The 26,074-nt window shown below is 52.0% G+C and carries 26 protein-coding genes; 12 read left to right on the forward strand and 14 right to left on the reverse strand.

Annotated features, from left to right (window positions below; genetic code table 11):
* Nucleotides 1-274 precede the first annotated feature (274 nt).
* Together ACLJXE_RS16770 and yoaE are read left to right on the forward strand one after the other, a co-directional pair.
* Nucleotides 275-433: a protein YoaL gene (locus tag ACLJXE_RS16770; protein WP_410751437.1), complete on the forward strand. Its 159-nt coding sequence runs from the start codon at nt 275-277 to the stop codon at nt 431-433.
* Nucleotides 421-1,980 carry a CNNM family cation transport protein YoaE gene (gene yoaE, locus ACLJXE_RS16775; RefSeq protein ID WP_410751438.1) on the forward strand — a complete coding sequence of 520 codons (1,560 nt, stop codon included), beginning with the start codon at nt 421-423 and terminating at the stop codon, nt 1,978-1,980. Before ACLJXE_RS16770 ends, yoaE begins: the two co-directional genes overlap by 13 nt.
* A gap of 6 nt (nt 1,981-1,986) precedes the next feature.
* Here yoaE and ACLJXE_RS16780 read toward each other — a convergent pair whose 3' ends face one another.
* From ACLJXE_RS16780 to pabB, 4 genes are all read right to left on the reverse strand, one after another.
* A complete protein-coding gene (locus ACLJXE_RS16780; RefSeq protein ID WP_286630874.1) occupies nt 1,987-3,588 on the reverse strand; it encodes an EAL domain-containing protein in 1,602 nt (533 codons plus the stop codon).
* Nucleotides 3,589-3,718: 130 nt separating this feature from the next.
* Entirely contained in the window at nt 3,719-5,083 is a 1,365-nt protein-coding gene (sdaA, locus tag ACLJXE_RS16785) for an L-serine ammonia-lyase (RefSeq protein ID WP_286630875.1), read from the reverse strand.
* A gap of 183 nt (nt 5,084-5,266) precedes the next feature.
* Nucleotides 5,267-5,845 (reverse strand): CoA pyrophosphatase, encoded by a 579-nt coding sequence (locus ACLJXE_RS16790; protein ID WP_286630876.1) that lies wholly within the window; start codon nt 5,843-5,845, stop codon nt 5,267-5,269.
* A gap of 3 nt (nt 5,846-5,848) precedes the next feature.
* Nucleotides 5,849-7,213, reverse strand: coding sequence for an aminodeoxychorismate synthase component 1 (pabB, locus tag ACLJXE_RS16795; protein ID WP_410751472.1), 1,365 nt, complete (start codon nt 7,211-7,213; stop codon nt 5,849-5,851).
* An 80-nt stretch (nt 7,214-7,293) separates the two neighbouring features.
* Here pabB and ACLJXE_RS16800 point away from each other — a divergent pair, with 80 nt between their 5' ends.
* A complete protein-coding gene (locus ACLJXE_RS16800; RefSeq protein WP_003020986.1) occupies nt 7,294-7,473 on the forward strand; it encodes a YoaH family protein in 180 nt (59 codons plus the stop codon).
* Nucleotides 7,474-7,479: 6 nt separating this feature from the next.
* Here the strand turns inward: ACLJXE_RS16800 and ACLJXE_RS16805 are convergent, their stop codons facing one another.
* Nucleotides 7,480-7,824 carry a RidA family protein gene (locus ACLJXE_RS16805; RefSeq protein WP_042307863.1) on the reverse strand — a complete coding sequence of 115 codons (345 nt, stop codon included), beginning with the start codon at nt 7,822-7,824 and terminating at the stop codon, nt 7,480-7,482.
* Nucleotides 7,825-7,965: 141 nt separating this feature from the next.
* On the opposite strand from ACLJXE_RS16805, the gene ACLJXE_RS16810 reads away from it, so the two are divergent.
* The 5 genes from ACLJXE_RS16810 to rnd all read left to right on the forward strand — a co-directional run bounded on the left by ACLJXE_RS16810 (nt 7,966) and on the right by rnd (nt 14,400).
* Nucleotides 7,966-9,876 (forward strand): ATP-dependent DNA helicase, encoded by a 1,911-nt coding sequence (locus ACLJXE_RS16810; protein ID WP_410751439.1) that lies wholly within the window; start codon nt 7,966-7,968, stop codon nt 9,874-9,876.
* Nucleotides 9,877-9,934: 58 nt separating this feature from the next.
* Nucleotides 9,935-10,630: a tRNA (adenosine(37)-N6)-threonylcarbamoyltransferase complex dimerization subunit type 1 TsaB gene (gene tsaB / locus ACLJXE_RS16815; protein ID WP_410751440.1), complete on the forward strand. Its 696-nt coding sequence runs from the start codon at nt 9,935-9,937 to the stop codon at nt 10,628-10,630.
* Between the two features lie 95 nt (nt 10,631-10,725).
* Entirely contained in the window at nt 10,726-11,310 is a 585-nt protein-coding gene (locus ACLJXE_RS16820; protein WP_137381866.1) for a Slp family lipoprotein, read from the forward strand.
* A gap of 204 nt (nt 11,311-11,514) precedes the next feature.
* Nucleotides 11,515-13,200 carry a long-chain-fatty-acid--CoA ligase FadD gene (gene fadD / locus ACLJXE_RS16825; RefSeq protein WP_410751441.1) on the forward strand — a complete coding sequence of 562 codons (1,686 nt, stop codon included), beginning with the start codon at nt 11,515-11,517 and terminating at the stop codon, nt 13,198-13,200.
* An 84-nt stretch (nt 13,201-13,284) separates the two neighbouring features.
* Nucleotides 13,285-14,400, forward strand: coding sequence for a ribonuclease D (gene rnd / locus ACLJXE_RS16830; RefSeq protein WP_286630879.1), 1,116 nt, complete (start codon nt 13,285-13,287; stop codon nt 14,398-14,400).
* 50 nt (nt 14,401-14,450) lie between these two features.
* Here rnd and ACLJXE_RS16835 read toward each other — a convergent pair whose 3' ends face one another.
* From ACLJXE_RS16835 to ACLJXE_RS16855, 5 genes are all read right to left on the reverse strand, one after another.
* Nucleotides 14,451-15,416, reverse strand: coding sequence for a PDR/VanB family oxidoreductase (locus ACLJXE_RS16835; protein WP_410751442.1), 966 nt, complete (start codon nt 15,414-15,416; stop codon nt 14,451-14,453).
* 59 nt (nt 15,417-15,475) lie between these two features.
* On the reverse strand, nt 15,476-16,924 hold the full coding sequence (locus ACLJXE_RS16840; RefSeq protein ID WP_286630881.1) for an NAD-dependent succinate-semialdehyde dehydrogenase: 1,449 nt from the start codon (nt 16,922-16,924) through the stop codon (nt 15,476-15,478).
* Nucleotides 16,925-16,942: 18 nt separating this feature from the next.
* Nucleotides 16,943-18,067: a carnitine monooxygenase, oxygenase subunit YeaW gene (gene yeaW / locus ACLJXE_RS16845; protein WP_410751443.1), complete on the reverse strand. Its 1,125-nt coding sequence runs from the start codon at nt 18,065-18,067 to the stop codon at nt 16,943-16,945.
* Between the two features lie 43 nt (nt 18,068-18,110).
* Nucleotides 18,111-19,712, reverse strand: a complete 1,602-nt coding sequence (locus ACLJXE_RS16850) for a BCCT family transporter (protein ID WP_410751444.1) — start codon at nt 19,710-19,712, stop codon at nt 18,111-18,113.
* Between the two features lie 257 nt (nt 19,713-19,969).
* Nucleotides 19,970-21,052, reverse strand: coding sequence for a tartrate dehydrogenase (locus ACLJXE_RS16855; RefSeq protein WP_410751445.1), 1,083 nt, complete (start codon nt 21,050-21,052; stop codon nt 19,970-19,972).
* 103 nt (nt 21,053-21,155) lie between these two features.
* Between ACLJXE_RS16855 and ACLJXE_RS16860 the strand changes: the two genes are divergently transcribed.
* On the forward strand, nt 21,156-22,073 hold the full coding sequence (locus tag ACLJXE_RS16860; RefSeq protein WP_410751446.1) for a LysR substrate-binding domain-containing protein: 918 nt from the start codon (nt 21,156-21,158) through the stop codon (nt 22,071-22,073).
* Between the two features lie 85 nt (nt 22,074-22,158).
* Here the strand turns inward: ACLJXE_RS16860 and minE are convergent, their stop codons facing one another.
* The 3 genes from minE to minC are packed head-to-tail and all read right to left on the reverse strand — an operon-like array spanning nt 22,159 to nt 23,972.
* Nucleotides 22,159-22,425, reverse strand: a complete 267-nt coding sequence (gene minE / locus ACLJXE_RS16865; RefSeq protein WP_003833739.1) for a cell division topological specificity factor MinE — start codon at nt 22,423-22,425, stop codon at nt 22,159-22,161.
* Nucleotides 22,426-22,428: 3 nt separating this feature from the next.
* Nucleotides 22,429-23,241 (reverse strand): septum site-determining protein MinD, encoded by an 813-nt coding sequence (gene minD, locus ACLJXE_RS16870; protein ID WP_005122235.1) that lies wholly within the window; start codon nt 23,239-23,241, stop codon nt 22,429-22,431.
* Between the two features lie 23 nt (nt 23,242-23,264).
* Nucleotides 23,265-23,972: a septum site-determining protein MinC gene (gene minC / locus ACLJXE_RS16875; RefSeq protein WP_410751447.1), complete on the reverse strand. Its 708-nt coding sequence runs from the start codon at nt 23,970-23,972 to the stop codon at nt 23,265-23,267.
* Between the two features lie 126 nt (nt 23,973-24,098).
* On the opposite strand from minC, the gene ACLJXE_RS16880 reads away from it, so the two are divergent.
* The 3 genes from ACLJXE_RS16880 (at nt 24,099) to ACLJXE_RS16890 (ending at nt 25,660) form a co-directional block, all read left to right on the forward strand.
* Nucleotides 24,099-24,392, forward strand: a complete 294-nt coding sequence (locus tag ACLJXE_RS16880) for a YcgL domain-containing protein (RefSeq protein ID WP_137381645.1) — start codon at nt 24,099-24,101, stop codon at nt 24,390-24,392.
* Nucleotides 24,393-24,461: 69 nt separating this feature from the next.
* Entirely contained in the window at nt 24,462-25,121 is a 660-nt protein-coding gene (locus ACLJXE_RS16885) for a fumarylacetoacetate hydrolase family protein (protein ID WP_410751448.1), read from the forward strand.
* A gap of 92 nt (nt 25,122-25,213) precedes the next feature.
* Nucleotides 25,214-25,660 (forward strand): YcgN family cysteine cluster protein, encoded by a 447-nt coding sequence (locus ACLJXE_RS16890; protein ID WP_135322144.1) that lies wholly within the window; start codon nt 25,214-25,216, stop codon nt 25,658-25,660.
* A 29-nt stretch (nt 25,661-25,689) separates the two neighbouring features.
* Here the strand turns inward: ACLJXE_RS16890 and ACLJXE_RS16895 are convergent, their stop codons facing one another.
* Complete coding sequence (locus tag ACLJXE_RS16895) at nt 25,690-26,031, reverse strand: DUF1971 domain-containing protein (RefSeq protein ID WP_003020940.1); 342 nt, start codon at nt 26,029-26,031, stop codon at nt 25,690-25,692.
* Nucleotides 26,032-26,074: the final 43 nt, after the last annotated feature.

Raw genomic sequence — 26,074 nt, forward strand, 5'->3', positions numbered from 1 at the left:
TGCATTTTGAATCGCTCGTCCGCAATCGAATCGATTCAGATAAGGGTTACAAAGAAAAATCTATGATTTTCGTGAATTATTTTAGATATCGAAAAAAATATTTTATGTGATGAAGATCCGTAATTTAACTTCCGATCATAAGAAATTTCGAAGGGTGAAATATCTCCGAAACAACTTATTGCAAAGGAAGGTAAATCTTTGCTAAAAACCAGTTGTCTCTGTTATGTTTAGCATCTGTTTAATTACTCAGGAGTATAGGGCAGTAGCCCACCATATGGATCGTCACCGACGTCATTTCACCTTTAGGCCGTATCAAGCCTGTCAGTTTGGCACTTTTTGCCACAAACTTTATCTGCATGTTGCTTTAACGCCTGAGATGTTCAGGGCGCAGTTTGATCATTCCTTAAGCAGGAGCTTGTCATGGAACTCTTAATGGACCCGCAGATTTGGGTGGGATTGCTCACGCTTGTTGTTCTCGAAATTGTTCTGGGTATCGATAACCTGGTCTTCATTGCAATTCTTGCCGATAAGCTGCCACCGAAACAGCGAGATAAAGCGCGTCTCATTGGTTTGTCACTGGCGCTGATTATGCGTCTGGGCCTGCTGTCTGTTATTTCGTGGATGGTGACGCTAACAAAACCGCTGTTTACGGTCATGGACTACGCGTTTTCCGGGCGAGATCTGATTATGCTGCTGGGGGGGATCTTCCTCTTGTTCAAGGCTACGACAGAGCTGCATGAGCGGCTGGAAAACCGTGAACATGATACCGGGCAGTCAAAAGGCTATGCGAGTTTCTGGGTTGTGGTGACGCAGATTGTTATCCTCGATGCGGTGTTCTCACTGGATGCGGTCATTACTGCAGTCGGTATGGTCAACCATCTGCCGGTGATGATGGCGGCGGTGGTGATTGCGATGGCGGTGATGCTGCTGGCCTCGAAGCCGCTGACGCGATTTGTGAACCAACATCCGACGGTTGTGGTGCTGTGTCTGAGTTTCCTGCTGATGATCGGTTTGAGCCTGGTTGCCGAAGGGTTTGGCTTCCATATTCCGAAAGGTTATCTGTACGCAGCGATTGGCTTCTCGATTATTATCGAACTGTTTAACCAGATTGCCCGTCGTAACTTTATTCGCCACCAGTCGACACTGCCGCTGCGTGCCCGTACTGCGGATGCAATCTTGCGTCTGATGGGGGGTAAACGTCAGGCCAGCGTGCAGATGGAATCCGACAATCCGGTGCCAGTTCCGGTCCCGGAAGGCGCATTTGTGGAAGAAGAACGCTATATGATCAACGGAGTTCTCTCACTGGCATCCCGTTCATTACGCGGCATCATGACACCTCGTGGTGAAATTAGTTGGGTCGACGCCGATCTGAGCGTAGCGGAAATTCGCGAACAGTTGCTTTCTTCTCCACACAGCTTGTTCCCGGTGTGTCGTGGCGAGCTTGATGAAATTATCGGCATCGTGCGTGCTAAAGAGCTGCTGGTGGCGCTGGAAGAGGGTGTGGATGTTGCAGCGATTGCGTCTGCCTCGCCGGCAATCGTCGTCCCGGAAACGCTGGATCCGATTAATCTGTTAGGTGTGCTGCGTCGTGCCCGCGGTAGCTTTGTCATCGTCACTAACGAATTTGGTGTGGTGCAGGGGCTGGTAACACCACTGGACGTATTAGAAGCGATCGCCGGTGAGTTCCCGGATGCTGATGAAACCCCTGAAATCATTGCTGACGCCGATGGCTGGTTGGTGAAAGGGGGAACCGATCTGCACGCGCTGCAACAGGCGCTGGATGTGGATACGCTGGTGGATGAGGACGAAGACATCGCCACCGTAGCAGGGCTGGTGATTGCGGCTAACGGTCACATTCCGCGTGTAGGTGATGTTATTGAGGTCGCACCGCTGAGCATTACGATTGTCGAAGCCAATGACTATCGTGTGGATTTAGTGCGCATTGTTAAAGAACGACCCGCTCACGACGAAGACGAGTAAGCGGAGTTAGCGAAACGGCATAATGGGCATGATATGGCGCCCGTTATGCCTGGCGGGTGGTGGTGTACTGCCCGCCAGCCATTTGGGAAAATCACGAAGCGGCATCGGCTTCGCATACAAAAAACCTTGCAAGATATGTACACCATGACGACGTAAATGCTGCGCCTGTGCCTGCGTTTCTACGCCTTCAGCCACCAGTTCGATATTCAGCCTTTTTCCCAGCGCGATAATAATGTCTGTGACGGTTGAATTCACGGCGTCGGTTCCTATCGCCGAAGTAAATGATTTATCAATTTTCAGCACATCCGGGCGCAATTTTTCCAGCCAGGAGAGCGAACTGTTTCCGGTACCAAAATCGTCAATCGCCAGCTTAACGCCGAGGCGGTTCAACTCGCGCACAATCCGATAATCCACATCCAGTAAGGCATCGCGTTCGGTCAGTTCAATAACCAGTTGCTGGATGGGATGCTGGCTGAACCAGTACTGATTGAGGTCTTTTAACAGCGTACCGTGACGGAAATGGCTGGCGGCAACATTGATACCAATATGAAACTGGCTACTCATTGGAAAAACGTGTCGTTGCTGAATGGTTTCTGCGATGACATGACGGGTAAGAGGAACAATCAGGTTGTGCTCTTCGGCGATAGGAATAAACACTTCCGGCGAAATCCAGCCCTGACGCGGGTTGTTCCAGCGCAACAGAATTTCTACACCCATACATTGCTGGGTCTGCGCGTTCAGCAGTGGCTGACAAAACAACTCGAACTCGTGCGCCGCGAGAGCCAGATTAATCTCCCAGGAAAAACTCATCCTGCTGGCGGTTGCCAGCCAGGCAAGGTATCCCACCAACAGGCTCAGGATCACAGCCAGCGGCAGTTGTGTCGGCAGATGTTTTATCGCCAATTCACTGGCGCCTGGGCCGGTGACACTGATCGTGAAGGGGAAATGTTGCGATGAAAGCTGATAACGTTTTTCATCGTTCAGTGCAGGCAAGGTCTCGACAACACCTTGTCCGTAGAGCAGGTGGCGGTTACCGACGGTTAAACTGGCGTTGGTGATTTGCGGTGGCTGGGGTTCCAGTAGCATGGTCGACAATAAATCAATATTGACGATCTCCAGCACCCCATTTTCGCCATCCGCAGAGGCCGGATACCACTGCGTCAGAATGGGACTACCTTTAATCAGCGAATGGTCGGTGGACAACAGCAGTTGCGCCTCCCGGCTAGGTAATTCTGGCTGAATTTGACGGATAGGCACATTGCGATAGCCAAAGATACTGGAACAATAAAGAATGCCCCCCTGAATCAGACTGATAGAGCGCACGGTTTGTAGCCTGGCAGCATGCTTGCTCAAGGGTAAACGCGCCACAGAGCAGGGAAGACCAATCAACGGGAGCAGCATATCGCGCCCGGCCTGCAGTGGAAGCAGCACATCATCCAGTGCCTCAACGGCATGATTAGCAAAAGTGACGGTGTAACGGTGATTTATATTGCGCTCCGAAATAAATCGGACCGTTAATGTGAGGATAAGCGTCAGTAGTGCACATATTGTGCAGACGATTAAGCGATTACGGCGATAGTTTTGAATGATCCGTTGTGCTGTTTGCATGCGGGCCGCCCGATAAGCCGTTGGTCCCAGAAGCCAACAGCAACAGAGCAAGTGTAGTGGGGAAAATTACAGTAGACGAGCGGGAAGGGGGAAATTCGCCCATCCGTCGCAGATGGGCGAAAATTAAGTATTAGTCACACTGGACTTTGATTGCCAGGCCACCGCGTGATGTTTCGCGGTATTTAGCGTTCATATCTTTGCCTGTTTCGTACATGGTTTCGATGACTTTATCCAGCGAGACTCGCGGCGCGCTGGTACGACGCATCGCCATACGTGCGGCGTTAATCGCCTTCACGGACGCAATAGCGTTACGTTCGATGCACGGAACCTGCACCTGTCCGGCAACCGGGTCGCAGGTTAAGCCCAGGTTGTGCTCCATACCGATCTCGGCAGCCACACAAACTTGTTCCGGACTGGCGCCCAGTAGTTCAGCCAGACCTGCAGCAGCCATGGAACATGCCACACCGACTTCACCCTGACAGCCTACTTCGGCGCCAGAGATAGAAGCATTCATCTTGTACAACGCACCAATTGCCCCCGCCGCCAGGAAATAACGGGTGTAGATATCCGGGCTGACAGATTCAATAAAGTGATCGTAGTAAGCCAGAACGGCAGGCACGATCCCGCAGGCACCGTTAGTGGGTGCTGTTACTACGCGACCACCCGCAGCGTTTTCTTCGTTAACGGCCAGCGCAAACATGTTCACCCAGTCGATCACGTTCATCGGATCGTTGGAGAGCTTGTCGCTGGAGACCAACATACGACGCAGGGCGGAGGCACGACGAGGAACGCGCAGCGGTCCAGGCAGAACGCCTTCGGTGTTCATTCCTCGATCGATACAGGCCTGCATGGTTTGCCAGACATTGCCAAAGTAATCTTCAATCTCTTTCTTGCTGTGCAGTGCGAGTTCGTTCTGCATCACCATGCCAGAGAGAGACAGACCGGTGCTGTTGCAGTATTCCAGCATTTCGGTCGCGGATTTGAACGGATAAGGTACGCTGACCTCATTCGCTGCATCCTGGCCAAAATGTTCTTCATCAACGATGAATCCACCGCCAATGGAATAGTACGTTTTGCTGTAAATGACGGTTTCGCCGTTGTACGCATGGATCTGCATCCCGTTTTCATGCAGCGGCAAATTGCCGTTGTGAAAACGCATGCCGTCATTCTGCGGGAAATCCACTTCGTGTTGACCCTGTGCAAGCAGCAGGCGTCCACGCGCTTCTACATCGCGGATAAATCCGGGAATGCTGTCAATGTCCACGGTAGCAGGCTCATTGCCCGCCAGACCCATAATAATGGCGATATCGGTGTGGTGACCTTTACCCGTGAGCGACAGTGAACCATACACGTCGACGGCAACACGGGTAACGTTGTCCAGTAATCCTTTTTCGACCAGGTCATCGACGAACTGTTTACCCGCCTTCATAGGCCCTACGGTATGGGAAGATGAGGGACCAATCCCCACCTTAAACATGTCGAATAGACTAATCACGATAATACTCCTACAGGGCGACTGGGCTTTCCAGTAACGATGTTATAACTGCGCATAGTGTAAGAGGGAACGCGGCGATCGGCTTAACTATTCACATGAATTAAACTAATAGATAACCGCGGTTTTACTAATGTTGTGACCTGAGTTTCAAGTTGTCTATGGTGTGCGTAAAGATAAGTATAGTCAGGGCTTCACGCCAATTTGCAGCGCCAGTTCACGAATTATTCCGGCGGTCATTCCCCAGACGAAATAGTGTTCATACCAGGAAAGCCACACACGATGTGAATCGCCGCGACGGTAGATATCGAGGGGATGGTAACGACCTAAATGCAGGGCTTGCGCCAACGGCATTTCAAACACCGCTGAAACCTCATCTTCACTGGCTCGATACGGTAAATTGGGCGGGATGATGCCCACCACTGGCGTGACCTGGAACCCGGTTACACTATCGACCGGCGGCAGCACGCCAATGACCTCAACGGATGAAGGCGGAATGGCCACTTCTTCCTGGGCCTCGCGCAGTGCGGCGGCAATCAACGACGCATCGCTGCTGTCCACCGCGCCCCCGGGAAAGGCGACCTGCCCGGCATGTTTTCGCAAATGAACGGAGCGCTGAGTCAATAGCAACCCTGGCTGTGGGCGACGGACAATAGGGATCAGTACGGCAGCCTGGCGTTGGTTTAGCGCATCATGATTGACCTGCGGGCGCAGGAGTTGAAAACGTGATAAAAAATCATCAAGCGTCAGGCTGCTGTTTGCCACGTGTCAGTTCTCCAGTTGATGCAAAATACGATTCACTTTATCAAATGTTTCCTGATATTCCGCGTCTTCCTGACTGTCCGCCACAATGCCGCCGCCAGCTGAACAGTACAACTGCCCGCCGGTCGCTGTCAGGGTGCGAATGGTGATACTGGTATCCATATTGCCGCAAAAACTCAGATAACCGATGCTGCCACACCAGGCGTTACGGCGATGTGGCTCCAGCTCATCAATAATTTCCATCGCCCGCACTTTTGGTGCGCCCGTAATGGAGCCACCAGGGAAGGCTGCACGTAATAGGTCGGTCGCGTGCAGCGTCTGCGGCAAACGTGCGGTGATGGTACTGACCAGATGATGTACGGCCGGGAAGGGTTCAACCACAAAAAGTTCCGGAACCTTAACCGAGCCTGGAACGGCGACGCGTCCGATATCGTTACGCATCAAATCGACGATCATCAGGTTTTCCGCCCGATCCTTTGGCGAATTTGCCAGCTTGTCGGCTTGCTGGCGATCGGCATCAGGCTCGTCCAGTCTGGGTAGCGTGCCTTTGATGGGGCGCGTCTGGATATGTTGATTTTCCAGTTGAATAAAGCGCTCCGGTGACAGGCTGAGGATCGCCCCGTCTTCCAGGCGTATAAACGCACTGAATGGCGCGCGGTTGGCGCGATTGAGTTGCACAAACGCTTGCCATTCATCGCCCTGATACTGTGCCTGAAAACGTTGGGCCAGGTTGACCTGATAGCAGTCGCCGCTGTGCAGATAGTGCTGCACCTGACGAAACTTTTCGCCGTATTGCTCACGGCTCATATTTGAGCGCCATGCCGACGTTAATGTAAATGGCTCGCGTACAGGTGGCAGTTGATCTTCGAGCCAGGCCAGACGAGCGTGCACATCGCGATGGCTAAGCAGTGATACAGTCTGTCGCTGGTGATCGACAATCAACGCCCAGTCATAGATACCGACGGCCATATCCGGCAGGGCGATATCGCATTTGGCAATATTCGGCAGCAATTCAAAGCGGCGGCCCAGATCGTAGCCAAACAGGCCCAGCGCGCCGCCCTGGAACGGGAAGTCGGGATGATAATCAGGCTGAATAGCCAGGGCGGTTAGCGTTGAATGTAATACTGTCATCGGGTCATCAAGCGTGCGCAAAATGCCTTGCCTGTCCTTGACCACCGTCTCCTGAGCACGCGTGACCAGCGTCGCTACGGGGTCGGCGACCAGAATATCAAAACGGTTATGCGGATGATCGGCATGACCTGAATGTAACAGCATCGCCCACGGATGCTGGCTTAAGGTCGAAAAATAGCGTTCAGCGGCGTCCTGACACCAGGGTAATGTGATTACTGCGGGAGATAACGTCTTCATCAGTCCTGACTCGTTGCTACTCTACTGGCTAACTGCCCGGTAGCATGAAATAATTAGCGCAGACAATTTAGCAGGAGTTAACAATGTTTGCAGGTTTACCTTCACTCAGTCATGAGCAGCAGCAAAAAGCCGTCGAGCGTATTCAGGAACTGATGTCGCAGGGGATGAGCAGCGGACAGGCGATTGCTCTGGTTGCTGAAGAGCTACGCGCCAGCCATACCGGCGAACGGATCGTGGCGCGTTTTGAAGATGAAGACGAGTAACGTTGCCTAAACCGCAGCGATAATCTTGATCTCGACTTTGTATTTCGGGTTCATCAATCCGGCCTGTACCGTACAACGTACAGGCGCGTGACCGGCAACGACCCACGCATCCCAGGCTTTATTCATTGCGGCAAAATCACTTTTGTCTGCCAGAAAAAGGGTGGCATCAAGGATTCGTGACTTGTTGCTGCCCTGCTTTTCCAGCACCGCATCAATTTGTGCCAGCGTATTTGCAGTTTGTTCAAAGGCATCAGCGTCCAGGTTCTCCGGTACGCCGGTGTAGTACAACGTGTTGTTATGGATAACCACGTCAGACCAACGTGCTTCGGCATCAATGCGCACAATCGTCATAAATCATTCCTTATTTACATTTTTCTTCATGGGCTTCAGATTGCGCCAAGACTGCCATATTGTTGCGCCCGCGTCACCTCTTCAACTGGCGAAAGACCCGCTGGCCTGACATAATCCCTGTTCAAATGAACAGGGGGCAGTGTGACGGACGATTTTGCAGCAGACGGTCAATTGGCTAAAGCGATACCGGGTTTTAAACCGCGTGAACCACAGCGACAGATGGCGATTGCTGTCAGTCATGCCATTGAAAAATCACAACCGCTTGTTGTAGAAGCTGGCACTGGCACAGGTAAAACATACGCTTATCTCGCCCCGGCGCTTCGTGCTGGAAAGAAAGTGATTGTGTCGACGGGATCCAAAGCGTTGCAGGATCAGCTCTACAGTCGCGATCTTCCCACCGTTGCCAACGCTCTGAAATTCACCGGTAAGCTGGCGTTGCTAAAAGGGCGCTCCAACTACCTGTGTCTGGAACGCCTCGAACAGCAGGCGCTGGCGGGTGGCGATCTGCCGGTACAAACGTTAAGCGATGTCATACTGCTGCGCTCATGGTCAAATCAAACGCTTGATGGGGACATCAGCACCTGTGTCAGCGTGGCGGAAGATTCACAGGCCTGGCCACTGGTGACCAGCACTAACGACAACTGTCTTGGCAGCGACTGTCCGCTGTATAAAGAGTGTTTCGTGGTCAAAGCGCGTAAAAAAGCAATGGATGCCGATGTGGTGGTGGTCAACCACCATCTGTTTCTCGCCGATATGGTGGTGAAAGAGAGTGGATTTGGTGAATTAATCCCCGAGGCTGATGTAATGATCTTCGATGAAGCCCATCAGCTACCGGATATCGCCAGCCAGTACTTTGGTCAATCACTCTCCAGCCGGCAACTACTCGACCTGGCGAAAGACATTACGATTGCATATCGCACTGAATTGAAAGACACCCAGCAGCTACAAAAATGTGCTGATCGTCTGGCGCAAAGCGCGCAGGACTTTCGCTTACAGCTTGGCGAACCCGGCTATCGTGGAAACCTACGAGAGCTGCTGGCTGACCAACGTGTGCAACGGGCATTTCTACTGCTTGATGACACCCTTGAGCTGTGCTACGACGTGGCGAAATTGTCCCTCGGGCGCTCTGCGCTGCTGGATGCCGCGTTTGAGCGCGCCACGCTGTACCGTGCCCGATTAAAACGCCTGAAAGAGATCAACCAGCCAGGATTCAGCTACTGGTATGAATGTACGTCCCGGCATTTTACGCTCGCATTGACGCCGCTTACCGTGGCTGACAAGTTCAAAGAAGTGATGGAACAAAAGCCGGGGTGCTGGATATTCACCTCCGCGACATTGTCGGTAAACGACGATCTCCACCATTTTACGGCACGGTTGGGTATTGATGACGCAGAGTCGATGCTGCTGCCGAGCCCCTTTGATTACACGCGTCAGGCACTGTTGTGCGTACCACGCAATCTGCCGCAAACCAACCAGCCGGGCGCGGCGCGTCAACTGGCAGCTATGTTGCGCCCTATTATTGAAGCGAACAACGGGCGCTGCTTTATGCTGTGTACCTCGCATGCAATGATGCGCGATCTGGCGGAACAATTCCGTGCCACCATGACACTCCCCGTACTTTTACAGGGCGAAACCAGTAAAGGGCAACTGCTGCAGCAGTTTGTCAGCGCAGGTAATGCCTTGCTGGTTGCCACCAGTAGTTTCTGGGAAGGGGTAGACGTGCGTGGCGATACGCTGTCGCTGGTGATTATCGACAAGTTGCCGTTTACCTCCCCGGACGATCCGCTGTTAAAAGCGCGGATGGAAGACTGCCGCCTGCGGGGGGGCGATCCTTTCGAAGACGTTCAGCTCCCGGATGCGGTTATCACGCTGAAACAGGGGGTAGGGCGACTGATCCGTGATGCTGATGACCGCGGTGTGCTGGTGATTTGTGATAACCGTCTGGTGATGCGCCCTTATGGCGCGACCTTCCTGGCAAGCCTTCCGCCTGCGCCACGCACGCGTGATATTGCGCGTGCTGTTCGCTTTCTTGCTCTACCATCGGCTGAGTAATTTGTTACGGAGTGTGGTAAGATGCGCGCCAAATTTATTGATCTGATCACAAATACCCATGCGAATTCTGGCTATCGATACCGCCACAGAGGCGTGCTCTGTTGCCCTGTGGAATGACGGTACTATCAAGGCTCTCTTCGAGCTTTGCCCACGAGAACATACCCAACGAATTTTGCCGATGGTCCGGGAGATCCTGGCCGCTGGCGATTTAACGCTCACCGATATTGATGCCCTGGCATTTGGTCGCGGTCCCGGCAGTTTCACCGGTGTACGCATCGGTATTGGTATCGCTCAGGGGCTGGCGTTAGGGGCGAATTTACCGATGATCGGGGTTTCTACTCTGGCGACAATGGCACAGGGTGCCTGGCGTAAATCCGGTTCGACACGCGTGCTTGCAGCGATTGATGCGCGTATGGGTGAAGTGTATTGGGCTGAATACCAGCGTGATGAAGATGGCATCTGGCACGGCGAAGAGACAGAAGCGGTGTTAACGCCGGAGCAGGTTCACGATCGCCTGCTGCAGCTTTCTGGTGAATGGGTAACCGTTGGCACGGGCTGGCCAGCCTGGCCTGAACTCGGCAAAGACAGTGGTCTGACGCTGAACGATGGCGACGTATTGCTTCCAGCGGCAGAAGATATGCTGCCGGTCGCGACGCAAATGCTGGCATGTGGCAAGACCGTGGCTGTTGAACATGCTGAACCGGTTTATTTACGTAACACCGTGGCGTGGAAGAAACTTCCTGGTAAAGAATGAATCTTAGTAGTAAATCACCCGGTTAATACGAACAGCCGCCGATGTGCAGTAGTCCGAACGTGCCGGGGCAGGCGCTAAGAAAAGGGAGTCGCAACATGGTGGTCCAAAAGCAGTTAATGAAAGGTGTACTGGCAGGCGTATTGGCGTTATCGCTAAGCGGCTGTGTCACCATCCCGGATGCGATTAAAGGTTCGAGCCCGACACCGCAGCAGGATCTGGTGCGGGTGATGAATGCGCCGCAGCTGTACGTCGGACAGGAAGCACGTTTTGGCGGTAAGGTGGTGGATATTCAAAACCAGCAGGGGAAATCCCGGCTGGAGATCGCCACCATGCCGCTCGATAGCGGGGCACGACCGATTCTGGGCGAAGCTTCGCGCGGGCGAATTTATGCCGATGTTAACGGCTTCCTCGACCCGGTAGATTTTCGTGGGCAACTGGTCACCGTAGTCGGACCCATAAGCGGAACAGTGGACGGAAAAATTGGTAGTACACCGTATAAGTTCATGCTTATGCAGGTAACCGGTTATAAACGTTGGCATATTACCCAGCAGATTGTGATGCCTCCGCAGCCGATTGACCCCTGGTTCTACGGTGCGCGTGGCTGGCCTTACGGTGGCTACGGCGGATGGGGATGGTACAATCCTGGTCCCGCACAGGTTCAGACGATAGTAACAGAGTAACTCTTTGTTTTAATGGTAAAAGAAACAGCGGCTCGTCCGCTGTTTCTGCATTAACGTGGATATAAGAAAAATAAATAGTGACGTGCTTCGCAACCTTGTCGTTGTGTAATAAACAAACTGGTACGCTGAGTTAATATTATGTTAACAGTTTGTTTATTGTCTGGGGTTGTGATGACGACGAATACGCATTTTAGAGGTGATGTATTGAAAAAGGTTTGGCTTAACCGTTATCCCGCAGGTGTTCCCGCGGAGATCAATCCTGACCGTTATCAATCCCTGGTGGAACTCTTCGAACACTCAGTAAGACGCTATGCCGATCAGCCTGCGTTTATGAACATGGGGGAGGTGATGACCTTCCGCAAGCTCGAAGAGCGCAGTCGGGCTTTTGCGGCTTATTTGCAACAAGGACTTGGACTGAAAAAGGGCGATCGCGTGGCACTGATGATGCCCAACCTGTTGCAATATCCCGTTGCCCTGTTTGGGATTTTACGTGCTGGCATGATTGTGGTGAACGTTAACCCGCTGTACACGCCTCGCGAGCTGGAGCATCAGCTCAACGATAGCGGTGCGTCGGCGATCGTCATCGTCTCAAACTTTGCTCACACGCTGGAGAAAGTGGTCGATAAGACCTCGGTTCAACACGTGATTCTGACGCGTATGGGCGATCAGTTGTCGACCGCGAAAGGGACGCTGGTTAACTTCGTCGTGAAGTATATCAAGCGTCTGGTGCCAAAATATCACCTGCCGGATGCCATCTCATTTCGCAGTGCGCTGCAAAACGGCTACCGCATGCAGTATGTGAAACCGGAAGTCGTGTCTGAAGATTTGGCTTTTCTGCAGTATACCGGTGGTACCACCGGCGTAGCGAAAGGCGCAATGCTTACGCACCGTAACATGCTGGCTAACCTGGAGCAGGTTAATGCCACTTACGGCCCATTGCTGCATCCGGGTAAAGAGCTGGTAGTGACGGCGCTACCGCTGTATCACATTTTCGCGCTCACCATGAACTGCCTGCTGTTTATTGAACTGGGTGGACAAAACCTGCTGATCACTAACCCGCGTGATATTCCGGGGCTGGTGAAAGAACTGGCAAAATACCCGTTTACCGCGATGACCGGCGTCAATACGTTGTTTAACGCGTTGCTGAATAACAAGGAGTTCCAGCAACTGGACTTTTCGTCGCTGCACCTGTCTGCAGGGGGCGGAATGCCCGTTCAGCAGGCGGTGGCAGAACGCTGGGTGAAGCTGACCGGCCAATATCTGCTGGAAGGTTATGGTCTGACCGAATGTGCTCCACTGGTAAGCGTTAACCCGCACGATATCGACTATCATAGCGGCAGTATCGGGTTACCGGTTCCGTCTACTGAGGTCAAACTGGTGGATGATGACGACAATGAAGTTCCGCCGGGAGAGCCGGGTGAACTGTGTGTTAAAGGGCCACAGGTGATGCTGGGCTACTGGCAGCGCCCGGATGCGACCGATGAAATTGTCAAAAATGGCTGGTTGCACACGGGTGATATCGCAGTGATGGATGACGAAGGCTTCCTGCGTATTGTCGATCGTAAGAAAGATATGATCCTGGTGTCGGGTTTTAACGTTTATCCGAACGAAATTGAAGACGTCGTCATGCAGCACCCTGGCGTTCAGGAAGTGGCTGCCGTCGGCGTACCATCGGGCAGCAGTGGTGAGGCGGTAAAAATCTTTGTGGTGAAGAAGGATGCTTCGTTAACCGATGAAGCGCTGGTGACTTTTTGCCGTCGTCATCTGACAGGCTACAAAGTTCCGAAACGGGTGGAATTCCGTGATGAGTTGCCGAAATCTAACGTCGGTAAAATTTTGCGACGAGAATTACGTGACGAAGCCCGCAGCAAAGTGGACAATAAAGGCTGAGCGTTAAGACAGCCAGCAGAAAACGCCGGATAATCCGGCGTTTTTTTTGGCGAAAACCTAAGAGAGCACGATTTGAATTATCAAATGATCACTACGGACGACGCGTTAGCCACGCTGTGCGAAGCCGTCCGTGAATTTCCGGCGATAGCCCTGGACACTGAATTTGTTCGCACGCGTACCTACTACCCGCAGTTGGGGCTGATCCAGCTGTTTGATGGCAAACACGTTGCTCTGATTGACCCGCTCGGGATCACCGACTGGTCGCCATTGCGCGATATTCTGCGTGATACCGCGATCACTAAATTTCTGCATGCCGGAAGTGAAGACCTGGAAGTGTTTCTCAACACGTTTGGTGAACTCCCACAACCACTGATCGATACACAGATTCTGGCCGCCTTTTGTGGACGCCCGCTGTCGTGGGGCTTTGCGGCGATGGTGGAAGAGTTCACCGGTGTGGCGCTGGATAAAAGTGAATCACGCACCGACTGGCTGGCCAGACCGCTGACCGAGCGGCAGTGCGAGTATGCGGCAGCAGATGTCTGGTATTTATTACCGATCACCACAAAACTGATGGCCGAAACCGATGCGTCCGGCTGGTTGCCCGCGGCGCTGGACGAATGTCGTTTGATGCAACAGCGTCGTCAGGAAATTCTGGCGCCTGAAGATGCGTGGCGAGAAATTACCAATGCCTGGCAGTTGCGTACCCGTCAGCTCGCTTGCCTGCAACTACTGGCCGACTGGCGGTTGCGCAAAGCACGTGAGCGTGATCTGGCAGTGAACTTCGTGGTGCGCGAAGAACATCTGTGGGCGGTAGCCCGCTATATGCCGGGAAGTCTGGGGGAACTGGACAGCCTGGGCCTCTCAGGTAGTGAAATTCGTTTCCATGGTAAGACGCTGATTTCACTGGTCGAGAAAGCGCAGACAATGCCGGAAGAAGCATTGCCGCAACCGTTGCTGAATCTGATGGATATGCCGGGTTATCGCAAGGCATTCAAAGCCATTAAAGCCCTGGTGGCCGAAGTGAGTGCGGAGCAGAATCTCAGCGTGGAACTCCTTGCTTCGCGTCGTCAAATCAATCAGCTGCTAAACTGGCACTGGAAATTAAAACCGCAGGCGTCCCTGCCGGAACTGATTTCTGGTTGGCGTGGTGAACTGATGGCCGAGCGACTTAACGCGCTGTTGTTGGACTATCCGCAGTAAGTTGACCAGACTATGCCGGGTAGCGCTATCGCTCACCCGGCCTGACACGCTTACAAATCAAGCACCAGGCGTTTGCCTTTGGCGCGTGAGCAGCAGATAAGCATGCTCTGTTGGCTGGCTTTTTCGTCGTCGCTAAAGTATTGATCGCGGTGATCCGCTTCCCCTTCAATAATCGTCGTTTCGCAGGTACCACACACGCCTTCACGGCACAGACATTCGACTCTGGCGGCTTTGTTATTTTCGATAACCTGCAAAATGGTCATCTCTTGCGGAACTAAAAACTCACGGCCGGAACGTGCGAGCACGAGGGTGAACGCATCACCGCTCTTATCTTCTACCGCAAATTGTTCAAAATGTAGCGTATCGTTGTCCAGGCCGTGGCGCGCTGCTTCGCTTCTTACGGCATCGTTAAGTACAGCAGGACCGCAGGTGTAAATATGCGTACCGGGTTCTACATCGGCAAGCAGACGTGTCAGGTCGAGGCGTGTGCCTTCACTCGAAAGATGCAGATGAATGCGATCGGCCTGGTGGTGCTGTTTCAGTTCATCATGAAACGCGCAGTTTTCTGGGCTGGGTGAACAGTAATGTAGCTGCCACTGTGCCCTGGCGTTTTCGAGTTCCGGGATCTGCGACAGGAAAGGCGTAATACCAATACCGCCAGCAATTAACAGATGCTTTTGCGCCTGCGGTTCGAGGGCGAAAAGATTATTGGGCGTGGAAATCGTCAGAGTATCGCCGGGTTTGACATGCTGATGCAGGTATCGTGAACCGCCTTTGGAATTTTCCTCCAGGCGCACAGCAATTTGCCAGGTGCGGGTATCCAACGGCGAGCTCATCAGCGAGTACGCGTTGCTATAGAGATTTTCGCCATCGCGCATTTGCACAATAATATGGCTGCCGCCCTGGAACGCAGGTAACAGATCGCCTGAGGCAGCCGTTAAGGTGAAGCGCTTTACATGCGCTGTAATCGTTTCAATCTGACTGACCAGAACTTCTCGCATTTGATATTCAGACATTGCGGTACTCCCTAAAAAATCTGTCCGGCGCGGGTTACCCGGCACGCCGGAATCTGTCGTTACAGCCCCTGGCAGAGATATTTCATTTCCAGGTAATCTTCGATACCGTGTTCAGAACCTTCTCGCCCCAGCCCTGATTGCTTCACACCACCGAAAGGGGCGACTTCATTCGAGATCAGTCCGGTATTAATACCGACCATGCCATACTCCAGTTGCTCAGAAACACGCCAGATACGCGCGGCATCATTGCTGTAGAAGTAGGATGCCAGTCCATAAATGGTGTCATTTGCCTGGCGGATCACATCCTGTTCATCGTCAAACTTCACCAGCGCGGCGACCGGTCCGAAGATCTCCTCCTGTAACAACTGCGTGCCCGGCTGCACGTTGCCGATGACGGTGGGTGTAAAATAGTTTCCTCCCAGCGCATGGCGTTGACCACCGGTTAACAACGTGGCGCCCCGCGTCAGCGCGTCGTCGAGCAGCGACTGCACTTTGTTTACGGCAGCAGTATTGATTAGCGGACCGGTTTGTACGCCAGGTTGTTCACCGTTGCCGACTTTCAGAGCGGCGACCCGAGCCACGAATTTCTCACAAAACGCGTCATAGACAGCCTGATGAATGTAAAAACGGTTCACACAAACACAGGTCTGTCCGGCATTGCGGAATTTAGCCACCAGCGCGCCTTCAACGGCTTTGTCGAGATCCGCGTCCTCAAATACGATAAACGGCGCGTTGCCACCCAGCTCCAGTGAGACCTTTTTGATAGAATCGGCACACTGGCGCATCAGTACGCGCCCTACCTCGGTAGAGCCGGTAAACGACAGTTTGCGTACGCGATCGTCAGCGGTAAACAATGCACCAATTTCGCGAGACTTTCCGGTCACGACATTGATAACCCCCGCCGGAATACCGGCCTGACGTGCGAGTTCTGCCAGCGCCAGAGCGGTAAACGGCGTTTCGTTGGCCGGTTTTACTACCATCGTACAACCTGCGGCTAGTGCGGGACCGGCTTTGCGGGTAATCATTGCCGCAGGGAAGTTCCAGGGGGTAATAGCCGCGCAGACTCCGATACCCTGGCGGATCACCATCAACCGCTTATCCGCCGCAGGCGAGGGGATAATCTCGCCATTAGTACGTTTAGCCTGCTCGGCAAACCACTCAATAAACGACGCGGCATAGACAATCTCTCCTTCCGCTTCAGCCAGCGGCTTGCCCTGTTCGGCGGTCATGATTTGCGCCAGCGCCGTTTTGTTGTCGAGAATTAAATGATGCCAGGCTTTAAGCAACGTGGAACGTTGAGCGGCGGTCATTGCTCGCCAGACCGGTAGCGCCTGAGATGCGGCATCAATGGCGCGTTGCGCCTCTGAAGTTCCCATGTTGGGAATTTGCCCCAGAACGGCCCCTGTTGCCGGGTTGCTGACCGACAACGTGTTACTGTCATCGGCATCACACCAGTGTCCGGCGATAAACGCCTGCTGGCGAAAAAGTGAAGTCTGAAAAACGGTCATAACGAACTCCTTCGCGGATTAATCCTGAAACACCTGAGCGATCAGATTATGGAAATGGGCAATGCCATGTTCGGAGATTCCGCTACCGCTGGTATCCGCCATAATGCGTCCCTGTCCACGATAGCCGCGTGATTTCAGACCTTTTTGTACGCTCTCCACCAGGCGTAAATCCTCAGGGCGGAAGACATTGCGATACCATTCGATCAGCGCTTTTTGCTCATCAGTCAGCTCTTCATTAGTGAAATAGATGTCGTAGTTTTGCAGTGTGGTTTCTGCATCCACCGGGAATTCATAAATAACGGTCATCATGCCTTTGATTGGCGTGACGTTGAGCATGGTGCACGGCCACAACCAGAAGCCGTGGAACGCAGCATCAACACCTTCTTCGAACTTAAACGACTGTTCAGAGGGTTTGGCAAAACCGTATTGCAGAGTCCAGTTGCCGTGCATGGTATGCCAGTAACGGTCAACCTGTACTGAGTCGGAAAAACCAGGGTGGGCCGGACCGCAGTGGTAGCACTCCAGATAGTTATCAACGATATTTTTCCAGTTGGCCGGTGTGCGGGTAGTGAAACGCGCTGCGAGTTTCAGATCGTGCACGTCAGGGCAGGCCTCGACGACTTTGGCTGCCAGTCCCGGAAGCTGATCTTCTACGCTACCGGCGTTCGGGTCCATGTTGATGAATACAAAACCGGCGTATTCTTCGAGTCGTACTGGTGTCAGATGAGCCTTCTCACTGTCAAAATTGGCGACGTTTTCACAGTTACGGGCATGAGCCAGATTGCCATCAAGCTTGAACGCCCACGCGTGGTAAGGGCAGGTAATCACGTTTTTGGCTTTCCCTTCGCCGCTCAGCAGTTGATGACCACGATGCGGGCAGACGTTGTAGAATGCGCGCAGTACATTATCGCGACCACGCACCAGCACGATGTTCTCACCAATCACTTCACGTGTGACATAGTCATTTGGCTTTGCCAGTTCGCTGCTGTGGGCAACACAAATCCAGCTTTTGGCAAACACGTTCTCTTGTTCGTGTTCAAACGCCTGCGGGTCGGTATAGAACCGTGCCGGGATAGTCCAGGCGTCCTGCGGATTAGCACAAAAATTTTGCGGCAGAATAAACTCAGGGCTCAGATTGCTCATTGGATTACCTTTAATTTGTGAGTAAGAGGATTTTTACTGGCGCTTAATTGCCGCCTTTGAGTAGTGTCCCAGCCGGTGGCGTGACAGGCGCGTCGGCCGGTGCTTCGGGAAGATGACTTTCAATTTGGTGAGCAGGAACATGGGCATAATCCTGCCGTACCCAGCGAAGAAAACCGCCGACTTTCACCAACAGGATGGCGAGGAAGGGAAGGGCGGTCAGAACCACCGTGGTCTTCATGGTTTCCAGAGACGCACCAGTGAATAAAATTGATAATGGAATCAATGTGATGACCACGCACCAGAACAGACGTAAGCTACGTTCAGGATCTTCACCTTCCTGTAGGTTACGTGTGCTGGTGGCTGCCATGGTGTAGGCCACAGCATCCATATGCGAGGCAAGGAAAATAATCATGATGGCCAGATACGCGACCAGGAACAGCTTCCCGGCAGGCAATGACATCAGTACCTGCTGCACAGCCGTTTCACCACCCAACGTCGCCATGACCTGCGGCACGTCTATGACGCCATTGACAAACTGATGGATAGAGTAGCTTTCCATCACGCCAAAGAAGAACCAACAACCGACGGTGCTACCGAGGATTAACGCCCAGATAACCTCTTTAATTTTGCGCCCGCGAGAAACGCGCGTCACAAACATAGCGACTCCTGGGGTGTAGGAGATCCACCACAGCCAGTAGAACACTGTCCAGTTGCGGGTAAATTCACCGTTACCGAGTGGGTCGGTAAACAGACTCATCTGCAAAAAGTTTTGTGTTGTCAGGCCGATAGCGTTGATGATGTTATTGGTGATGAACTCGGTTGGGCCGACAATCAGTACGACCAATGGCAGTAAAAATGCCCCCCAGCCCACCATCTTGCTCAGACGTTGCAGACCATTGTTGATGCCAATCCAGGAGCTGAGGCAGAAGATGCCGCCAGAGAACAGGATCACAAAGGCTTGCACCGTAAAGTTATCCGGTAAACCAGTAAGTGCTGATAAACCACGGGTGAAGGTTGCAGCGGTAACGACCAGGGAGATGGTTAACGCGCCGACGGTGGCGATCAGGAACATCAAATCGACCAGTCTTCCCCATACACCCTGCGGATGAACGCCGGTGATAGCAGCAATGATCCCGGACAGGCTCAACCCTTTATTTTTACGCACATGGAAATGGTAGGCCATGGTTAACGAGGCCAGTGTGTAGGTCGCCCACGCGCTGATCCCCCAATGGAAAAAGGAGTAGGGCAGACTGAATTCCAGCGCTTTTTGTGAGTGTGGGGCGATGTTCAGACCCGGCGTTTGGTAGTAATAGGCCCATTCAGCAACCCCCCAGTAGAGCGTGGAGGAGCCTAATCCGGCGCAAATAAACATAAACAGCCAGGACAGCGTACTGTATTCTGCTTTACCTTCACCGAGGCGAATATTGCCGTATTTGCTGGTGGCCAGCCAGACAACCAGCCCCATAGCCATGAGGACCAGGATCTGCACGGCAGAACCCAGCATGCGAGTGACACCGTTAAAAATGGTATTCGCTACTTGTGCAGACTGCTGAGGGAAGAGACTGAGTGTGGCGGCGATAAAAAGAATAGCCACCAGGCTGATGGCTATCAGTGGCACATCTTTTTTCTTTAAGTTGCTCAACATGGATGATCTCCTGGGCATAGTCGCCCGCGTTTGGCATTGGCCTGTCGTTGTTATCATGCTGTAGGGTAAGATTTTGTCGCTTCGTATTTAACAATTTTATTATTTGTTCTTTACATGAATTAAACAATTGCCTGATGCGTGAAGCAATAAAACACGGAACGGAAATAATAAAAAGTGAATTCAAGCAGGTTATTTGACGCACAGAACACATAAAAAAACCGCGTCAGTGACGCGGCTCATATTTCGTGGTTTGACCTCTAACGCAGTGCCCGGCAGATAGCGTCACCTACCTGTTGAGTGGTGGCATTGCCTTTCATATCCGGCGTTTTAGGGCCGCTGGCAATAACCTGTTCAATTGCGGCCAGAATGCCATCGTGGGCGGCCTGATAATTCGCATCGCCGTTGCCAAGGAAATCCAGCATCATCGCACCAGCCCAGATGGCGGCAATTGGGTTAGCAATATTCTTGCCGTAGATATCCGGGGCTGAACCGTGGACCGGTTCGAACAACGATGGGAAGGTTCGTTCCGGATTTAAGTTTGCCGAGGGTGCAATGCCAATCGTGCCAGTACAGGCGGGACCTAGATCGGACAGGATGTCGCCAAACAGGTTAGAGGCGACCACCACGTCAAAACGCTCCGGTTGCATAACAAAACGGGCGCACAGAATGTCGATATGCTGTTTATCCCAGCGGATTTCAGGGTACCGGGCAGCCATTGCTTCAACGCGCTCATCCCAGTAAGGCATGCTAATGGCAAGGCCGTTTGATTTGGTGGCCGAGGTTAGTGTCTTACGTGGACGGCTCTGTGCCATTTCAAACGCGTAACGCAAAATGCGATCAACGCCACGACGCGTGAAGACCGACTCCTGAATGACCACTTCATGTTCGGTACCCTCGCTTACGCGCCCGCCCAGTGAAGAATACTCGCCTTCGGTATTTTCACGCACAACGTAGAAATCAATGTCGCCGGGTTTCTTACCCGCCAACGGGCAAGGTACACCAGGAAACAGGCGTACCGGACGCAGGTTGACGTATTGATCGAACTCACGACGAAACTTGAGTAACGAGCCCCATAGTGAGATGTGATCCGGTACAGTGTCTGGCCAGCCGACGGCACCAAAGTAGATAGCATCGAAGGATTTCAACTGTTCATGCCAGTCATCCGGCATCATCTTGCCGTGATGCGTATAGTACTCGCAGCTGGCCCATTCCATTTGCTCAAAGCTGAGTGACAGGTCCCAGCGCTCGGCGGCTGCCTGTAACACATGAATACCTTCAGGCAGGACTTCTTTACCAATGCCATCTCCGGGGATAGCGGCAATACGACAGGTTTTCTTCATAGCAGCTCTCACTTGTACGCCATCAAAATTGACTTTCCCCTTATCCTATAATTGACTGATTAATAGTTAATCCCGCCAACTGGTGAAACATAAAACACAGATCATGAATAATCTGCCGCTGTTAAATGATTTACGCGTCTTTATGCTGGTTGCCCGCCGCGCGGGTTTTGCCGCCGTTGCCGAGGAGCTAGGCGTTTCACCCGCTTTTATCAGTAAGCGTGTTGCATTATTGGAACAGACACTGAACGTCGTGCTGTTACACCGTACAACACGGCGTGTCACCATCACGGAAGAAGGGGAACGAATCTACGAATGGGCCCAGCGGATCCTACAGGATGTGGATCAGATGATGGATGAGCTGTCTGATGTCCGGCAGATCCCGCAGGGGATGTTACGTATTATCAGCAGCTTTGGTTTTGGTCGCCGTGTAGTGGCGCCAGCGTTGTCAGCGCTGGCAAAAGAGTATCCGCAACTTGAGTTGCGGTTTGACGTGGAGGATCGGTTAGTCGATCTGGTTAATGAAGGTGTCGATCTTGATATCCGTATCGGGGATGATATTGCACCCAATTTGATCGCACGGAAGCTGGCAACCAATTATCGAATATTGTGTGCGTCACCTGAGTTTGTGGCGCAGTACGGTACACCGAAACAACTGAACGATCTGTCCACTTTGCCCTGTCTGGTGATTAAAGAGCGCGATCATCCATTTGGCATCTGGCAAATGCGCAACAAAGAGGGAGTGCACTCGATTAAGGTGACGGGGTCGCTCTCCTCCAATCATGGCGAAGTTGTTCACCAATGGTGTGTGGATGGTCAGGGGATTGCGCTACGTTCATGGTGGGATGTCTGCGATAACATCGCCAGTGGGCATCTGGTTCATATATTACCTGACTATTATCAACCAGCAAATATTTGGGCTGTTTATGTGTCACGCCTGGCGACGTCGGCCAAAATCCGTATTACTGTGGAGTATTTACGTCGCTATTTTGCTGAGAACTACCCGAAGTTCACTTTGGAATAAATGGGGCGCAGCCCGGACTAAGATCAGAAATAAAAAAGGCAGAATAATCTGCCTTTTTTCAACCATGACTTATTTACAAAAGACGTTATTTAGACTCTTCTGCTTCAGGTAACGTCACGTTAAGTTCAAGGATAGAAATATCGCCGTCTTTTTGTTCAAGCTGTACGGTGACCATTTCAGGATCAATTTGTACATACTTACAGATAACGTCGAGAATATCTTTCCTCAACTGCGGTAAATAATGCGGTTCGGCGTCGCTACGACGACGTTCCGCAACAATAATCTGCAGTCGCTCTTTAGCGATGTTCGCTGTGCTCTTTTTCCGCGAGAGAAAAAAATCCAGTAATGCCATAACTTATCCTCCGAACAGGCGTTTGAGGAAACCTTTCTTCTCTTCTTCAATGAAGCGGAAAGGACGTTCTTCTCCCAACAGACGGTCTACGGTATCAGCATAGGCTTTACCGGCATCAGCATTGATGTCGAGAATAACCGGCTCACCCTGGTTAGACGCGCGCAGGACTGACTGATCTTCAGGAATCACGCCAACCAGCTTGATTCGTAGAATTTCCAGTACGTCTTCCATGCTGAGCATGTCACCTTTATTTACGCGGCCAGGGTTATAGCGCGTAAGCAGCAGATGCTCTTTAATCGGATCTTCGCCATTTTCAGCGCGACGAGATTTCGACGCCAGAATACCCAGAATACGGTCAGAGTCACGTACAGAAGACACTTCCGGGTTGGTGGTAATAATGGCTTCATCGGCAAAATACAGGGCCATCAGCGCACCGGTCTCAATACCTGCCGGGGAGTCGCAGACGATGAAGTCAAAATCCATCGCTTTCAGATCATCCAGAACTTTCGCGACACCTTCACGTGTCAGCGCGTCTTTATCACGAGTCTGTGAGGCCGGAAGAATAAAGAGATTTTCGGTACGTTTATCTTTGATTAACGCCTGATTTAACGACGCATCGCCCTGAATAACGTTGACGAAGTCATAAACGACGCGACGTTCACAACCCATAATTAAATCAAGGTTACGCAGGCCGATATCAAAATCAATAACGACAGTTTTCTTTCCCTTCTGGGCCAAACCTGTAGCGATGGCCGCGCTGGAGGTGGTTTTGCCAACGCCCCCTTTACCCGAAGTAACAACAATAATGCGTGCCATAGAAATTCCTTGTTAAAAAGGGATCAATTCAACGGTTGAACTGTCAAAGCGTTCTCTGCCAATTGCAGACGTGCCGCTTTGCCATAAAATTCTGCTGGGATTTTATCACTCAGCCAATAAACACCTGCGATAGACACCAGTTCTGCCGTCAGGTGGGTACAGAAAATTTGCGCTTCCCGATCGCCACTTGCACCCGCCAGAGCACGGCCTCTCATCATGCCATAAACGTGAATATTGCCATCAGCGATAAGCTCTGCGCCCGCACTGACGTGACTTGTAACAATCAGATCACATTGTGGAGCATAAATACGCTGACCGGAACGAACCGGGACATTTATTAATCGTGTTTTTGTGATGGGAGTAACGTTTTGTGGTGGTGCGGCAGGTGCCGGAGCTTCAACAGGTGCGGCACGAATCGCTTTTTCTTTGCCTTCTGTCAGTAAAGGAAGACCCATTTCGTCGATTTCTGCCTTAAGTTTTGCATCCTTGCATCCGCTAACACCAATAATGCGCAGTCCCGTGGACGTGATGACTTTTTGCAGCGCCGACCAGTTTACCGGGCTTTCAAGGCCACTCACGTTGATCACCACGGGAGCATGTTTTAAAAAAGCAGGTGCCTGCGCGATTTTGTCTTCCAACGCCTGACGAATAACCTTGGGTTCTGCTTCATGTAAGTGAACCACTGATAAGGTGAAGCTACTGCCTTTAAGCTCGATTGGCGTGTTTGACATCCTGGCCTTACTCAATTTGCTATTTATCATCCCCAGTGCGGGGTGATATTCCGAAGACTATAAGGCATGTTATAGTCAGTATTATATTGAGGCAAGCCACCATTCCGTGAATTCAGAGTAAAAGATATGTTTTGTGTGATCTACCGAAGCAGCAAACGTGACCAGACCTATTTATATGTCGAAAAAAAAGACGATTTCTCGCGTGTTCCTGAAGAACTGATGAAAGGATTTGGTCAGCCAAAACTGGCAATGATTTTACCGCTTGATGGTCGTAAAAAACTGGTTAATGCCGATCTTGAAAAAGTAAAACAGGCACTCACCGAGCAGGGCTATTATTTACAAATACCACCGCCACCTGAAGATTTACTCAAACAGCATTTATCGGCAGTAAAACAAAATACACCAGACGCTAAACGTTAAACTGCATCCGGCAGCAGCATGTCTCATCGATGCAGTACCTGAAATCTATGACTACGTTAGGGGAAAGTAATGTATCAACATCATAACTGGCATGGTGCTCTGCTGGATTACCCGGTGAGCAAAGTGGTTTGCGTAGGTAGCAATTATGCAAACCATATTAAAGAGATGGGTAGCGCAACGCCGGATGAACCGGTGCTGTTTATCAAACCGGAAACGGCGCTGTGCGACCTGCGCCAACCGCTGGTCATTCCGGCGGATATGGGTTCCGTTCATCACGAAGTTGAACTGGCCGTGCTGATCGGTGCAAACCTGCGCCAGGCGACAGAAGAGCATTTGCGCAAAGCCATCGCTGGCTATGGTGTGGCGCTGGACCTGACCCTGCGTGATATCCAGGGCAAAATGAAAAAAGCGGGGCAGCCGTGGGAGAAAGCGAAGGGATTTGACAACTCTTGCCCGCTGTCGGGGTTTATTCCGGTAGCGGAATTTAACGGTGATCCGCAGGATACCCAGCTCGGATTAACGGTGAACGGCGAAGTGCGCCAGCAGGGCACTACGGCGGATATGATCCATCATATTGTTCCATTGATTGCTTACATGAGCCGATTCTTCACGCTTAGGGCCGGTGATGTGGTGCTGACTGGGACGCCAGCAGGCGTTGGGCCGTTACACAGCGGTGATGAGCTGGCTATCAGTTTCCATGGTCAAACGCTCACGACAAGAGTGCTGTAATCTCTTCTTGCCGCCTTTTCGGGCGGCAAAACTTGCATCATCGTGCCAGACTGGTTATAAGGTGCAACCTGATTTTTGATGTGGACATCCCGATGAGCGAATTACCTTTTTGGCAAAGTAAAACCCTTGATGAAATGACCGACGCCGAATGGGAGTCGTTGTGCGACGGCTGCGGACAATGCTGCCTGCACAAGTTGATGGATGAAGACACCGATGAAATTTACTTCACCAATGTTGCCTGTAAGCAGCTCAATATCAAAACCTGCCAGTGCCGTAACTACGAGCGTCGATTCGAGTATGAGCCTGACTGCATCAAGCTGACGCGTGATAATCTGCCCACTTTTGAGTGGTTGCCGATGACCTGTGCGTATCGTTTGCTGGCGGAAGGGAAAGGTCTGCCGGACTGGCACCCGCTGCTGACCGGCTCTAAAGCCGCGATGCACGGTGAGCGTATTTCAGTTCGTCATATTGCGGTGAAGGAATCAGAAGTGCATGACTGGCAGGACCATATATTGAACAAACCTTCATGGGCGGACTGAGCCGCCCATCGATTAACAGGCGTTAAGGATTAAGACTTTTTCGCCTGGTACATCTCATCTCCGTGGTTGTCATCCTCAACCCAGAAATTAATGTTGAACTGCGCGTCGTCGCTTAATTCCACGCGATGCCAGTACTGTGGTGGGCTGGTCGCAAACTGACCGGCATTAATCACCACTTTCACTTCAGGTTCTTTCGCGTCTTCATTGGCAAAGCCGTAATACGTTACCGTACCTTCCATTACGCAGAGTTGTCCAAAAACGCCCGCAGCGGTGTTATGGTGCGAAAGCAGAGCTGCCGGGACATTGTCTTTCGTAAAGAAGGGCGTAGAGCGTTTAACTTTCCAGTTTGCCGGGATGCGTAAATGGGACATAAGACATCTCCTTTATGTGGCATCTATAAGATGTATTTAATGT

The organism is Citrobacter sp. U14242, assembly GCF_046555775.1.
In the GTDB taxonomy this organism is placed as follows: domain Bacteria; phylum Pseudomonadota; class Gammaproteobacteria; order Enterobacterales; family Enterobacteriaceae; genus Citrobacter.